Annotated in this window: 14 protein-coding genes; 7 read left to right on the plus strand and 7 right to left on the minus strand. The window is 71.5% G+C overall.

The window, feature by feature from the left end; genetic code table 11:
• Positions 1 to 38: 38 nt before the first annotated feature.
• The 4 genes from SM418_RS09955 to SM418_RS09970 are packed head-to-tail and all read right to left on the minus strand — an operon-like array spanning position 39 to position 3925.
• Positions 39 to 344, minus strand: a complete 306-nt coding sequence (locus SM418_RS09955) for a chorismate mutase (protein ID WP_371940224.1) — start codon at positions 342 to 344, stop codon at positions 39 to 41.
• 24 nt (positions 345 to 368) lie between these two features.
• Positions 369 to 2138, minus strand: a complete 1770-nt coding sequence (locus SM418_RS09960) for a protein kinase domain-containing protein (RefSeq protein ID WP_371940223.1) — start codon at positions 2136 to 2138, stop codon at positions 369 to 371.
• 57 nt (positions 2139 to 2195) lie between these two features.
• On the minus strand, positions 2196 to 2609 hold the full coding sequence (locus SM418_RS09965) for a MarR family winged helix-turn-helix transcriptional regulator (protein WP_371940222.1): 414 nt from the start codon (positions 2607 to 2609) through the stop codon (positions 2196 to 2198).
• Positions 2610 to 2629: 20 nt separating this feature from the next.
• A complete protein-coding gene (locus SM418_RS09970) occupies positions 2630 to 3925 on the minus strand; it encodes a GH1 family beta-glucosidase (RefSeq protein WP_371940221.1) in 1296 nt (431 codons plus the stop codon).
• Between the two features lie 153 nt (positions 3926 to 4078).
• On the opposite strand from SM418_RS09970, the gene SM418_RS09975 reads away from it, so the two are divergent.
• The 5 genes from SM418_RS09975 to SM418_RS09995 all read left to right on the plus strand — a co-directional run bounded on the left by SM418_RS09975 (position 4079) and on the right by SM418_RS09995 (position 8981).
• Complete coding sequence (locus SM418_RS09975) at positions 4079 to 4702, plus strand: TetR/AcrR family transcriptional regulator (RefSeq protein ID WP_371940220.1); 624 nt, start codon at positions 4079 to 4081, stop codon at positions 4700 to 4702.
• A 140-nt stretch (positions 4703 to 4842) separates the two neighbouring features.
• Positions 4843 to 5451: an LURP-one-related family protein gene (locus SM418_RS09980; RefSeq protein ID WP_371940219.1), complete on the plus strand. Its 609-nt coding sequence runs from the start codon at positions 4843 to 4845 to the stop codon at positions 5449 to 5451.
• 242 nt (positions 5452 to 5693) lie between these two features.
• A complete protein-coding gene (locus SM418_RS09985; protein ID WP_371940218.1) occupies positions 5694 to 6800 on the plus strand; it encodes a ferritin-like domain-containing protein in 1107 nt (368 codons plus the stop codon).
• A gap of 259 nt (positions 6801 to 7059) precedes the next feature.
• Entirely contained in the window at positions 7060 to 7875 is an 816-nt protein-coding gene (locus SM418_RS09990) for a hypothetical protein (RefSeq protein WP_371940217.1), read from the plus strand.
• A 473-nt stretch (positions 7876 to 8348) separates the two neighbouring features.
• The gene (locus SM418_RS09995) at positions 8349 to 8981 is read left to right on the plus strand and encodes a septal ring lytic transglycosylase RlpA family protein (RefSeq protein WP_371940216.1); all 633 of its coding nucleotides are present in this window, start codon (positions 8349 to 8351) and stop codon (positions 8979 to 8981) included.
• 64 nt (positions 8982 to 9045) lie between these two features.
• Here SM418_RS09995 and SM418_RS10000 read toward each other — a convergent pair whose 3' ends face one another.
• Complete coding sequence (locus SM418_RS10000; RefSeq protein ID WP_371940215.1) at positions 9046 to 10056, minus strand: alpha/beta hydrolase; 1011 nt, start codon at positions 10054 to 10056, stop codon at positions 9046 to 9048.
• Positions 10057 to 10396: 340 nt separating this feature from the next.
• Between SM418_RS10000 and SM418_RS10005 the strand changes: the two genes are divergently transcribed.
• Positions 10397 to 10759 (plus strand): YkvA family protein, encoded by a 363-nt coding sequence (locus SM418_RS10005; RefSeq protein ID WP_371940214.1) that lies wholly within the window; start codon positions 10397 to 10399, stop codon positions 10757 to 10759.
• 37 nt (positions 10760 to 10796) lie between these two features.
• Here the strand turns inward: SM418_RS10005 and SM418_RS10010 are convergent, their stop codons facing one another.
• Both SM418_RS10010 and SM418_RS10015 read right to left on the minus strand, forming a co-directional pair.
• Positions 10797 to 11546 (minus strand): IclR family transcriptional regulator, encoded by a 750-nt coding sequence (locus tag SM418_RS10010; protein ID WP_371940213.1) that lies wholly within the window; start codon positions 11544 to 11546, stop codon positions 10797 to 10799.
• A 757-nt stretch (positions 11547 to 12303) separates the two neighbouring features.
• The gene (locus SM418_RS10015) at positions 12304 to 12519 is read right to left on the minus strand and encodes a hypothetical protein (RefSeq protein ID WP_371940212.1); all 216 of its coding nucleotides are present in this window, start codon (positions 12517 to 12519) and stop codon (positions 12304 to 12306) included.
• A gap of 352 nt (positions 12520 to 12871) precedes the next feature.
• Between SM418_RS10015 and SM418_RS10020 the strand changes: the two genes are divergently transcribed.
• A complete protein-coding gene (locus tag SM418_RS10020) occupies positions 12872 to 13189 on the plus strand; it encodes a hypothetical protein (protein WP_371940211.1) in 318 nt (105 codons plus the stop codon).
• Positions 13190 to 13596: the final 407 nt, after the last annotated feature.

Consider the following 13596-nt stretch of genomic DNA (forward strand, 5'->3'; position numbering starts at 1 on the left):
AGGGCGGTACCGGCCGACGGGAACACGCGGATCGACCGTCAACCGGTGCGGCGCTCGCCTGCGGGGCCGCGTGCGGCCGCGTGCTCGGCCAGCTCCAGCTCGATGAACGCGCCGATCATCGCGCGCCACACCGCCTCCGCGACCTCGGGCGCGAGACCCGCGTCGGCGGCGCGCCGCCGGGCCAGGGCGACGACCTCATCGACCCGGCCGGGCGCGTGGACGGCCTGCTCGTCGGCCTTGAAGGCGGCGGCGGAGCGCACCAGGCCCTGCCGCTCGGTCAGCAGCCGGACCAGTTCACCGTCGATGCCGTCGATCCGGGCCCGCACCTCGGCCAGTGACTCCATGCGCTGATCATCCCATGGCGGGGACTATGCCGCGGAGGTGGTGAACTGGGTGATCGTCACCTTCTGCTTCGGTTCGCCGTCCTCGGCGCCGTTCTTCGTCCCCTGGCCGGCGACCCTGTCGATGATGTCCATGCCGGACGTGACCTGCCCGAAGACCGAGTAGCTGGGCGGGAGGTCCGGTGCGTCGCCGTAGAGGATGAAGAACTGGCTGCCGTTGGTGTCCGGACCCGCGTTGGCCATCGCCACGGTGCCCCGGGTGTAGGTCGCGCCGGACGTGTTCTCGTCCGCGAACTGGTAGGACGGGCCTCCCGACCCGGTGCCGGTCGGGTCGCCGCACTGGAGGACCCTCATGCTCGGACTGGTCGTCAGGCGGTGGCATGACGTGCGGTCGTAGAAGCCCTTGCTCGCGAGGTAGGCCAGCGAGTGCACCGTGCAGGGCGCGGCCGCCGCGTCCAGCTTCAGCTCCAGCACGCCCACGCTGGTCTTGATCGTCGCCCTGGTGGGCTGCCTGTCCGGGACGAGGTCCGGCGGCGTCCCGACCGTCTTGACCTCCGGGTTCGACGCGGGCGGATAGGTGCACGTCCGCGCGGCGGCGGCCGTCGTCCGCGCGGCCGGCTCGCGGCCCGTCGCCTCGCCCCCCTTGTTCAGCAGGACCGCGGTGGCGAGACCGCCCGCCACGAGCAGCACACCGGCCGCCGCCGCGCCGACGATCAGCAGCGAGCGTCCCTTCCCGCCGCCCGGCGGCCGCGTGCTCTCCGGATGCGGGAACCCCGGCGGCAGCGGCGGGGGGCCGCCCGGCAGCGGTCCGGCGCCCGGCGGGATCGCGCCGGGCGGCGGCACGGCGCCAGGCGTGTCCGCGCCGGGCACCGTCCCGGCACCGAACGGCGGACCCGCGCTGAACGGTGAACCCGCGCCGGGCGGTGGTCCGGCGTCCGGCGGGAGCGCCGCGGCGGCCGAGGTGCCCTCGGCGAGGAGGTTCGCGTCCGGCCCGATGCCGAGGAGGCGCTGGAGGACCTGGGTGGCGGTGAGGCGGTCCGCGGGGTCCTTGGCCAGGCAGGACGCCACCAGGTCGCGCAGCCGCCCGGTCAGCGCGCCGAGCTCCGGCTCCCCGTACAGGATGCGCTGCATGATCGCCGGGACGGAGTCGGCCCCGAACGGCGGTGTCCCGGTGGCGGCGAACACCATCGTGCAGGCCCACGCGAACATGTCCACCGGCGCGCCGCCGGACGACCCCGCGACCTGCTCGGGCGCCATGTAGGCGGGCGTGCCGACGGCGCCGGTCATGATGGCGGAGGTGGCGTCGAGGGGCCGGGCGATGCCGAAGTCGATGACCTTCGGGCCGTCCGGGCCGAGGAGCACGTTGGCGGGCTTGAAGTCGCGGTGGACGACGCCCGCCTCGTGGATCGCGGCCAGCGCGGTGGCGGTGCCGATCGCCAGCCTGACCTGCTCGTCGGGGGACGCGACGCCCTGCTCGGCGATCAGGTCCCGCAGCGACGGCCCCTCGACGTACTCGGTGACGATGTGCGGGAGCTCGTCGTCGGCCGTCGCCGCGAGGATCTGGGCGGTGCAGAACGGGGCGACGCGCCGGGCCGCGGCCAGTTCCCGCTCGAAGGCGGTGCGGGCGCGCGCGTCCCGTCCGAAGTCGGCGTGCAGGAGCTTCACGGCGACGCGCCGCCCATCGTCCGACTCGCCCAGGAAGACGGTGCCCTGGGCGCCTTCGCCGATCCGGGCCGTCAGCCGGTATCCGCCCACCTCGCGGGGGTCATTGGCGCGCAGCGGACGGGTTTCCGGCATTCATGACCTCCCCGACGAAATCAGAGAGAGCAGACTATCCACCGGCGCCGGGCGGGGTCACTCCGTCCGGCCGACGCGCAGGAGCAGGTCGAGGAGGGTCTCCCGGTCCCGGTCGGACAGCGGGGAGAAGAGCTCGGCGAGGACGTCGTCGACGACCGCGTGGCCGTCCGCCAGGACCTTCTCGCCGGCGGGCGTGAGGTGGTGCTCGATGCTCCGCCCGCGGCCGCGGTGCCGGTCGATGAGGTTCTGCGCGACCAGGCGGCCGGCGAGCGTCCCGAACGCCTGCTCGCTCTGGTACGTCTCCGCCGCCAGGGCCCGTCCGGACGCCCCCGGGGAACGGCTGATCGCCCGCAGCGCGTCCCACTGCGCGGGCGTGGTGCCGATGCGCGCGAGGCCCCCGTCCAGCGCCCGGTTCTGCCGGTACTGGGCCTGTCTGACGGCTCTTGCAAGGACTTGTCCTTCGACGGGCATACCTCCAGCCTAGAACCGGTTTAGTAGGACGCCACGAGATCCCGGTACCAGGCATAGGACTTTTTTGGCGTGCGCTTCTGCGTCTCGTAGTCGACGTGGACGAGCCCGAAGCGCGGGTGGTAGCCCTCCGCCCATTCGAAGTTGTCCAGGAGCGACCACGTGAAGTAGCCGCGGATGTCGATGCCCTCGTCGATGGCCGTGTGCATGGCCTTGATGTGGGCGTCCAGGAACTCGATGCGGGACGAGTCGTCCACCACGCCGTCCGGGCCGATCTCGTCAGGGAACGAGCACCCGTTTTCAGTGATGTAGAGCGGCGGCAGGTCGTACCGGGTGTCGAGCGTACGGAGCAGTGACAGGAACGCGTCGGGGACTATCGGCCAGCCCATCCCGGTGGTGGGGTACTCGGTGATGTCGACGATCTCGAAGGGCAGCGGCCCGCCGGACGGCGTCGCCAGCCGCGTCGGGTGGTAGTAGTTCACGCCCAGGAAGTCGATGGGCGAGGCGATGACGGACAGGTCCGCCGACCGGACGTACGGTGCGTCGCCAATCAGGTCGGGGTAGCGGCCGAGCAGCACGGGATCGGTGAACAGCCGGTTCATGAACGCGTCGAAGGCGTCGGCGGCCGGCTGGTCGGCGGGGGACGCGGCCCACGCCGGGGAGTAGTGGTTCGTCAGCCCGATGGCGCGGGCGCCCCGGCTGCGCAGGGCGTTGACGGCGAGGCCGTGGGCGAGGAGCTGGTGGTGCGCGGTGGGGAGCGCGTCCAGCATGAGGGCCCGGCCGGGGGCGTAGACGCCGAACGCGTAGCCGTAGGCCGTCACGACCACGGGCTCGTTCAGAGTTATCCACATTCCGACGCGGTCCGCGAGGCGCTCGGCCACCAGGTAGGAGAATTCAGCGAACCGGTAGGCCGTGTCACGTTCCATCCAGCCGCCGGCGTCTTCGAGCGGCTGCGGGAGGTCCCAGTGGTAGAGGGTGGCGGCGGGGGAGATCCCGGCGGCGAGCAGCCCGTCGACGAGCCGGTCGTAGAAGTCGAGGCCCTTCGCGTTGACCGGGCCGTTCCCGGACGGCTGTACGCGCGGCCACGCGATCGAGAACCGGTAGGTGTCAACGCTGAGGCCCGACATCAGCGCTATGTCCTCCGGCCACCGGTGGTAGTGGTCGCAGGCGACGTCGCCGGTGTGCCCGTCCCGGACCCGTCCCGGCGTGTGCGCGAAGGTGTCCCAGGTGGACGGTCCCCGCCCGTCCTCGTCCACCGCGCCCTCGATCTGGTAGGCGGCGGTGGCGACGCCCCATCGGAAGCCCACCGGAAGACCCATCGCGTTCCCCTTCCCGGCATGCGCTGCCGAAATGCGAATAGCCTTCGGATATTAGTGCCGGGGTGGTGCGTGCGGAAGACTCCGGTGGCCCCGGGGTGGGGAATGCCAGGCCACGCATGCCGGGCACCACCGCGGCCGGGGGACAATGGCGGGGTGACCGAGATCCGTACCCCGCTCCGCCGCCGCCCCGCCCAGCGCCGCAGCGCCGAACGCGTCCAGCGGATGCTCGACGCCTGCGCGGACATCCTCGACGAGGACGGCTACGACGGCCTCACCACCACGCGCATCGCGCAGCGCGCCGAGGTGGCGATCGGCTCGGTCTACCAGTTCTTCCCCGACAAGCGCGCGGTCGCGCAGGCCCTCGCGCTGCGCAACCTGGAGGAGTTCGGCGACCGGGTCTCGGCGCGGCTGGCCGAGGGCGGGTTCGGCGACTGGTCCGACACGGTCGGCGCGATCATCGACATCTTCGTGGCGATGCACCGCGCCGTCCCCGGCTTCCGGGTGCTGCGGTTCGGCGACGTCGCCGACGTCAACCTGCTCGACTCCGACGCCGACAACAACGCGGTGGTCGCCGACCGGCTGCGCACGATGATCGTGGAGACGTTCGGCATCCAGGACACCCCCGGCCTCGCCACCGCGCTCGCCATCTCGGTCGAGGCCGGCGACGCCGTGCTCAAGATGGCGTTCCGGCGCGACCCGGACGGCGACCCCGCGATCGTCGCCGAGGCGGAGCGCCTGATCCACGGCTATCTGGCCGCGCACATCGACGAGTCCTGAGCCCGACCGCGCGGCCTGCCCGGAACCCGGGCCAGCGCCGGTCCTCGTCCAAGACGCCGCCGTCGCTGTCGCACTCCCGAAAAGCCGGGAGGAAAAGGACCTGCTGTGGCAGACTCCCACCGCACAACGCGACAGAACGGGTGAGTCCGCTGGACGAAGAGAGACTCCAGGCGCAGAGCAGGCTGCTGATCCGGCAGCGGGTGCGCCTGATGGTGAACCAGTACGAGGTGCACGCCGAGACGCCGGACGGCGGGGAGGGCGAGCTGCTCGCCTTCGCGCAGCAGAAGCGGCTGGCGTTCAAGGAGCAGGTCACCCTGTACTCGGACGACTCCAAGACGCGTCCGATCCTCGGCTTCAAGGCGCGCAAGCGCATCGACCTCGCCTCCGCCTACGACATCACGGACGCGCACGGCCAGCCGATCGGCACCTTCCGCAAGGACTTCAAGAAGTCGCTGCTGGCCTCGACCTGGCATCTGGAGCAGCCGGGCCTCGGCGTGACCACGGGCAGCGAGCGCAACAAGTTCGTGGCGTTGCTGCGGCGGGTCTGGCAGGTCATCCCGTACGTGGACAGCCTGCCGTTCGCCTGGCCGTACCATTTCGACTTCTACGCCGGTGACCAGGTCGTCTTCTCGGTCGAGAAGAAGTTCGGCTTCCGCGACCGGTACACCGTCGACATCAAGGACCCGCGCCTGGACCGCCGCCTGGTCGTCGCCCAGGCCGTCGGCCTGGACGCTCTCCAGTCCCGCTGACCTCCGCTCTGCCGGGCCGGCCGCCGCCGGACCGGCAGAGCGCCGCCGTCCGCGTGGACGTCGCAGCCGTGCCCAGCCGTCGCCCGCACCTCCCGCCGGGGTGCGGGCGACGGCTTTTGTCAGTGGGTTCTTGCATGGCACTGGTTTCCCCGTGCTTTACATGTTACGAAGGTATGTAAAGCCGTGGGCGGTCTACACCGCGTCGCGACGGCGCGGCGCTGCGCCTGGAGGAGGATCCCCCCGTGAGTTCGTTCGAGCTCTACTCCACCCCTGTCCCGACCGAGACCTGGAACGTCCCCATGGCGGGCGACACCCGCTTCACCTGGGAGTACGACGACGGACGCGACCGGCTGCTGAGCCTGTACCAGAAGGGCAAGGACAAGCAGTGGGACGCGCAGAAGCGCATCGACTGGGACCTGGAGGTCGACCCGCTCAACGTCGCCGGGCTGCCGGAGAACTTCAACCCCCTCTTCGGGTCCGACATCTGGGAGAAGATGTCGCAGAAGGAGCGGGACGAGTTCGGCCGGCACCAGGGCTCGTGGCTGTTCAGCCAGTTCCTGCACGGCGAGCAGGGCGCGCTGAACGTGTCGGCGCGCATCGTCCAGTCCGTCCCCGACCTGGACTCGAAGTTCTACGCCGCGACCCAGACCATGGACGAGGCGCGGCACGTCGAGCTGTACGCGAAGTTCGTGCACGAGAAGATCGGGATGTACTACCCGATCAACCAGGACCTCGCGAAGCTGCTCGCCGAGTCGCTGGAGGACAGCCGCTGGGACCTGCCCTACCTCGGCATGCAGGTCCTCATCGAGGGCCTCGCGCTCGCCGCGTTCGGGCTGTACCGCGACATGTCGACCAACCCGCTGGTCAAGCAGCTGCTCGCGTACGTCATGCAGGACGAGGCGCGGCACGTCGCGTTCGGGCGGCTCGCACTCAAGGACTACTACGCCGAGCTCACCGACAAGGAGCGGGCCGAGCGCGAGGAGTTCGTGGTCGAGGGCTGCTACCTGATGCGCGACCGTTTCAAGGGACGCGAGGTCTTCGAGCAGCTCGACATGCCCGTCGAGCGGTGCATGGAGTTCGTCGACAACTCCGATATGTACACCCTCTATCAGTCGCTGCTGTTCAGCCGGATCGTCCCGTGCGTCCGGGACGTGGGCCTCTGGGGCGACAAGGTGCAGGCCGCCTATCAGGACATGGGCGTTCTCGACAACGCCAAGGCCGACCTTGAGGCCCTCATGAAGCAGGACGAGGAGATCGCCGAGAAGGTCGACGAGGAGCGCTACGCCGCCGAGCTGGCGGGGCGCAAGGAGGAGGTCGACCAGGCCATCTCCCTCGGTTCGGCCGAGTAGCCGGCACCCGGTCAGGCGGGGGCGTCCTCCGGGACGCCCCCGCTTCGGCTTTTGTCGGAGATTGTCGTTCTTTCGGGACGAGCATAATGCGGCTGATCAATTCTGGAAATCTTTCTGGTGTTTGCCAATTGATTCTCGAACCGGCCGTGCGGGACCCGGGTTTGTACTAGCGTCCCGGCTCGACGGTGCGCCGTTCTCGCCCAGCCGCGCGGGCGCACATCACACATGCAGGGTCAAAGCCGAAAACCCGGGGGAAAGAATGAAGTTCTCAGCCAGAAGCCTGTTGGGCGTCGCCGTCGCCGCCCCGTTCGCCGCGGCGTTCGCCGTCGCCGCCGCGCCCGCCGACGCCGCGCCCGGCCCGACCACCGCGCTCCTCTACGACACCGCCGCCACGGCCGACCCGGTCACCCGGGCGCTCCCCGCTCCGGTCGTCCGGACCGGCGGCCAGACCGCCGAACGGGCCACCGGCACCGCCGACGGCGCCCTCCGCTCCGCCCCGGACACGTCCGGCCTCCTGTCCGGAGCCGCCCGCTGCAAGCTGAACCCGGGCAAGACGCTCAACACCCACGCCGGGACGAAGTTGCCGGAGACGCCGCTGAACACGGTCGACCGGACCCCGCTCGGCCGGAACCCGCTCGGCGGTCTCCCCAAGGGCGACTGCCTGAAGACGCGGCGCGCCGCCGCCTCCGACCGCGCCGCCGCCTCCGAACGCGCCTCCGGGACGGACGCGAGTTCCGTCCTGCCGGTCGGCCGCGGCGCCGACATGCCGGTGAGCATGGCGCTGCCGAGCGTGCCGTCCGCGCTCGGTACCGTGCGGCGCAGCGGCCTGCCGCTGGGCACGGCCCTCCCGGCGGGCGCCCGGCACGCCACGCCGGTGCCGTCCGGCGACATCCTCGGGCAGGCGAGCGGCACCGTGAGCAAGGTCGGCGTGCCCCTCGGCGGGTCCAAGAAGGGTGCCGGCCAGCTCGTCAACGTGCTGAAGGCCAAGAACCGCACCGCGCGGCCGGCGGACGGCCCGCTGTCCATGCCGGACGCGTCCGCGCTCGGGCTCCCGGCCGTGCCCGGCATCGGGTGATACGTCCCTCCTCGTTCGACGTGCACGGGGCCTTCCGCGGATGCCGTCGCATCCGTGGAACGCCCCGTTCCGTTTGCGTGCGAGCGGTTGTTATTTGCCCGAGATCGCGGGTCTGGGGAAAGTAAAAAAGATCTTCATAGCGAGTTGCCGCGCGCAGTCGAGCAACTCCCCAGCGCAAAGACTGGGGTGACAAACCCCACAAACCAGGGCCCTGGGTCTTGATTCACGCGGAACGCAACGTACGGTCAAGGACTTGTGCGGCACTTTAGAGATCAAAAGTGAAGATGCCTTTCCCGCCGCACCTGCCGGACGCCGGACCGCGATGACGCGGACGCGCCTGAGAGAGCGGCGCGGGGAGACGGGCGAGCGAGCCCGCGGGCGGCGCAGGACTCGGGGGACGCACGAGATCGCCTGAGCGCGCCGTGAGAAGAGCCGGGCGTCCGGGGCCCTGTCCCCTAACAAAGGACTCCTCTGTGGGTAGCCCTGTCAGGCGCCTTCTTCGAGCGCGCCTTCGTACCGTCCTGATCGTCTCCGGAGCCACCGTCGCCGTCCTCGCAGCGGGCGCGTTCGCCCTGATCAACGGCAACGCCAACGGCAACGGATCCAGCAGATCGGCGCAGGCCGCGCAGACCACGCCACGGCCCGCCGGCCCGCCCGGCGACCCGCTCGCCGGCCGGCCGGAGGCCGCCCCGCCGCGGGCGAGCCGCGGCAAGCCGCGCACATCGCAGCCGTCGCCGGCGAAGGAGCCGAAGTCCGACTCCAGGGCCGCTTACCTGGCGAAGCCCGAGAAGAAGCGCCCCGGGAAGCGCAAGGTCCTCGACTCGGGCTCCTGCGAAGCCTCCTACTACTGGCAGGGGCAGACGACCGCCAGCGGTGAGCGCTTCGACCCGGACAAGCTGACGGCCGCGCACAAGACGCTGCCGATGGGCTCCAAGGTCCGGGTGACGAACAAGAACAACGGCCGTTCGGTCACCGTCCGCATCAACGACCGCGGCCCGTACGCGGGCGGCCGCTGCCTGGACCTGTCCAAGGCCGCGATGAAGAAGGTCGGTGGCACCGGCGCGGGCGTCATCCGCGTCCGCTACGAGGTCCTGGCCCGCGCCTGACACCACGACACCACCCGCACGGCGGGCGGCTTCACCATGCCCGCCGTGCGGTCGTCGTTCGCCGTCAGCGACCGGCGACGGCTCCTGGACGCGCCTGCGGAGCGTTCTGCTCGCCGGCCGTCCAGGCGCCGTGCCGGACGTCCACCGGCTGCGTGTCGGCCATCGCGGCGCCAGCGCCGGAATCGGCCGTCGAAGGCGGTGCGGGGTCGGCGTTGCCGACGTGAGCGTCCGCCGGACGGGGGTGCGGTTGTCGGGCCAGGTGGTCGCGGAACCAGTCGGTCAGCGCGGTGTCGACCTGGACGGCCTCGGTGATCGGCGGCCGGGGCTCGGTGCCGGGCTCGGCGGCCAGCGCGTGGCCCATGCGGAACGTGGTGGACTCGACCGGTCCGGTGCTGTGCCGGCGCAGGAGGTCGCGGAGGCCGGCGACCTCCCGGGCGGGGACGACGCGGTCCCGGGCGCCGCCGATGAGCAGTGTGGGGACGTCCCGTCCGGCCATGCCGGGGGCGAGGGAGCCGAGGTCCAGACGGTCGGCGAGCTCGACCGCGTGCGGCGACCAGTCCCGGCCGCGGCCGGACCGCTTCTCCACCGCCCGCGCCGCCCGTGCCGGAGCGACGACGGGCGCCACGAGCGCGGCGGTGGTCACCGGCACGGCGCCGCGCAGCAGGACGAGCAGCGCGGCGGCGGCGCCCGTGCTGAAGCCCGCCAGGGCCACGGGCCCGTCCGGGAGCGCGAGGTCGCGGCGGATCTCCGCGAGGGCGGCGGGCAGCCGCTCGGCGGCGCCCTCGACCGCCGCGCAGTACGCCTCGAGGGCCTCGCTCTCCAGGATCGCGCCCGAGCCGAGCCCGCCCGGCGAGCGGCCCGGCAGGTCGAGGAAGACCCGCCAGACCGGCACGCCCGTCATCGGGATCGCCGCCGCGAGCGCGGCGGCCGTGCGGGGCGGGTCGAACCCGGGCCAGGCCAGGATCAGCCGGGCGGGGTCCGAGGCGGCCGCGTCGACCGCGGTCGGGGGCAGCGCGACGTAGGCGTCGCCTGCCGCGGTGCCATGGACGGGACGGTTCGACTGGTCGCCGCTCATATCCGTTCGTCAGCTCCTGCCTTGCTCGACGGGCCAGGCCGGTCGTGCGGGGGGAGGCGCCCGTGGGCCCATGCTCGCAGTGCTCACCAGGCAACACGCCGTGAATCGCCGCACGTCCGCCGCGAGGTAATGAAGAACTCGCCGGAAGTGATCCGAATGGCACCCGCACGCGATGTTTGCCAGGTCCACCGGCGATCTTTCCGGCGCCACCGGCGGCGGGGCGCGTGTGACTCGCGCCTCATGATCGGACCGGGGGAACATTTCCGGCACCCGTCGCGTCCTAGCTAAGCGTGGGCGCCGCGGGGGCGCGCCCGCATGAACCCTCGGACGAGGAGTGCTCGTGAACAAGAAACGGAGTGCGGCCGCCGCAGGGCAGGCCTGGCAGATCTACAGCGAGACCCTTCAGCCCGGCGCGCCGGGGCTCTGGACGCGGGTACGCGCCGTCCCCCGGATGATCAAGTCGGTCCTCCGCGGGGAGTACAAGGGCCTGTCGTTCAAGATGCTCGGACTGCTCGCCCTCGGTCTCGTCTACATCATCTCCCCGATCGACGCCATCCCCGACATGATCCCCATCGCGGGCATCGCGGACGACGCGGGCCTGGCCCTGTGGATGGCCGCCGCCCTCGTCAAGTCCGCGGGCGACTTCGTCACCTGGGAGCGCGGCGGACGTCCCACCGTCATCGTCGGCGAACCCATCGACTGACCACTCGACTCCTCCAGAGCCCTGGGGCCCGGCCGCGTCACGACGTGGTCGGGCTCAGCTCTTTCGCGAACCGTTCGGCGGCGTCCCGCATGATGGGCACGACGCCCGGGACGGCCTCGCGCGTCATGCGTCCGGACGGGCCCGACACCGAGATCGCCGTCAGCGCGGGCGCCCCGGGCAGCGGCACCGCGACGCAGCGGACACCGATCTCCTGCTCCTCGTCGTCCAGCGCGTACCCCTGCTCGCGGATGCGCTTCAGCTCCGCGAGGAGCGCGTCCGGGTCGGTGAAGGTGTGGGGCGTGTGCGCGACCATCCCCGTCCGGGCGAGGATCTCCCGCACCCGCTGATCGGGCAACTGCGACAGAAGCGCCTTCCCGACACCCGTGCAATGCGGCTGGACGCGCCGTCCCACCTCGGTGAACATCCGCATCGAGTGCTTGGACGGCACCTGCGCGACGTAGACGGCCTCGTCGCCCTCCAGCACCGCCATGTTGGCGGTCTCGCCGATCTCGTCCACCAGGCGGGCCAGCACCGGCCGCGCCCACGTGCCGAGCAGGCGGCTGGCGCCCTCGCCCAGCCGGACGAGCCGCGGCCCGAGGGCGTAGCGCTTGGACGGCTCCTGCCGCACGTAGCCCTGGTTCACCAACGTCCGCATCAGCCGGTAGATCGTCGGCATCGGCAGCCCGGAGACCTCCGTCAGCTCCGACAGCGCCATCTCGCCGCCCGCGTCCGCCAGATGTTCCAGCAGATCGAACGCGCGCTCCAGCGACCGAACGGCCTCCGCCACCCCGAACTCCTCTCCCTGGCACCCCACCCGATTCTACGGAGAATCGATTTCGCTGTGTGAAAGAGAGGGAGTTGCCAGAGTGATGCACGTTACTTGCCCGGACGACATGGCAATAACTGTCTGTGCCCGGCGCCGTGGCGCCGCCCCCCTGGCAGCCATGCAAGCAGACCGCTGGGGGAACGGTGCACCGAGGGACACGCTGGGCCGCGATCGCGACCGGCACCACGCTGGCCGCCCCGATGCTGATGACCACGTCGGCCGAGGCCGTACCGGACGAAGCCCAGCCGGCGGCCCGGTTACTCATGGACATGGCGACCTCCGGGGGCACCACCACCGGGCCGGACTACGCCCTGACGTACACGGTCCGCATCCATGCGGAAGGCGGCGTCGCGCATGACACCACACTGCGCCTCACCGCGGAACGCCCCCTGTCCTGGACGCGGCACTCCGCGGGCTGCGTCCCGTCCAGATCCGGCGGACTCCGCTGCGCGCTAGGCGACCTGGGCGAGTCGCCGATCGAACGCACGGCCACGGCCCGAGTCCCGGCTTCGTCCGTGTCGGCCTCGAAGCCCCTGACCGTCCTCGCGGCGGCGAAGGCCGCCAACACGCCCCGCCGCTCGATCCGCGCGGTCTTCGACCTCTCCGCCCCGTCCCCGCCTCCCACGGCTCAGTGCGCGCCCGATGGTACGAGCCCGGATTCATGTCCGTCCTCGCATTCCTCTCGTCCGAAGTCGCCCGGTTCGGCGCCGCCGTCCGGTCATTGCGCTGCCGCCGAGGAGGGCTCCGGCGGCAGCCCGTGCTCGTCCCGGCAGCCCCCTGGCACGGAGCCGAGCGCGGACACTGGTCGGCCCACAAGCGCGCCGTGCAGGACCAGCAAGGCGAGCACCGCAGGGAGGCCGTGCGTCACGACGAACCCGTCCGGCGCCAGGCCCACCCCATCCGCCCATTCCAGCGCGGACACCGGCCAGTGCACGCCCGGCTCGTCGAGTGATAGACCGTGCCCGCCCCTGCAACCGTCCGGCCAGGAGCCGCGCCCGAGCGGTCATTCCGGTCATGCGCCCGCGTCTGGTGATGTGCGGCCCTCCGGTGCGAAGCCGAGGGCGAGCGGTGGTCATTCGCATTCCGCTCCCAAGCCGAGGGTGAGCGGTCATTCCGGTCATGCGCCCGCGTCGGGTGATGTGCAGCCTTCGGGGGGTCCGTCGAGTCCGAACGGTCACTCCTCTTTCGGGGACGACCAGTGTGCGGACGGCGAGGCGTATGCCGACGATGAGACTTGTGCGTCTGGGCCGATTTCTGGGGCGGACGATGGCCCTCCATCTACGGGGATGCCGTCTGCGGGGATGCCGTCCGAGGGGCTGCTGGAGGAGCCTCCGGGGGATGCTCTGCCGGATCTGCCCGCCGTGTCGCCGCCCGAGGCCGTCGTGCTGCCGCCTGTGAACGCGCCGGTCGTGCCGCAGGTCGCGGCCAGGGAGAGCCGGATGACGTTGATGTCGCCCGCCGGGGTGGAGCAGGAGGACGAGACGGACTGGATGGTCGTCATCGGGATCGCGCTGGTGGCCGAGATCGGTCTGCTGTGGGGCGTCGCCTGCCTCGGGCTGTTGCGGCGGCGGCTGGTGTTGCACCGCGCGGTGTCCGGTAGCTGACGACGGGAACGGTCGCGTTTCCACTACTGGACAGCCGTAGTGACGGAGAAGCCGGCCCGCGGCAGGCCGGTGACAGTAGGCTGACCGCCTGACAGTGAACACTGTCGTGACGGACAGGGGGTCCGCTATGTCAGAGCCGCTACCTCGCGGAGCTCCCGGTCCCCCGCACCGTCGGTGACGGTACGGACGCTGAGGCGAATCCTGTTGTCACGGCGGTGACAAACCGGGGTTCGGCTAATGTGACCGCGAGCTAATATCGCGCACTGACTACCATCCGGTAGCTTGACGATCATCGCCGGTCGCCGGGAGCGTCCAGACACAGCCGTCCGGCCGACGCGGCCACATCCGCCGATGGCGCCCACCCGTACCGCACAGGGCCCCGTCCGGCCCGTCCCCCCGGGAGAATG

The organism is Actinomadura chokoriensis, from assembly GCF_041463665.1.
Taxonomy (GTDB): domain Bacteria; phylum Actinomycetota; class Actinomycetes; order Streptosporangiales; family Streptosporangiaceae; genus Spirillospora; species Spirillospora chokoriensis_A.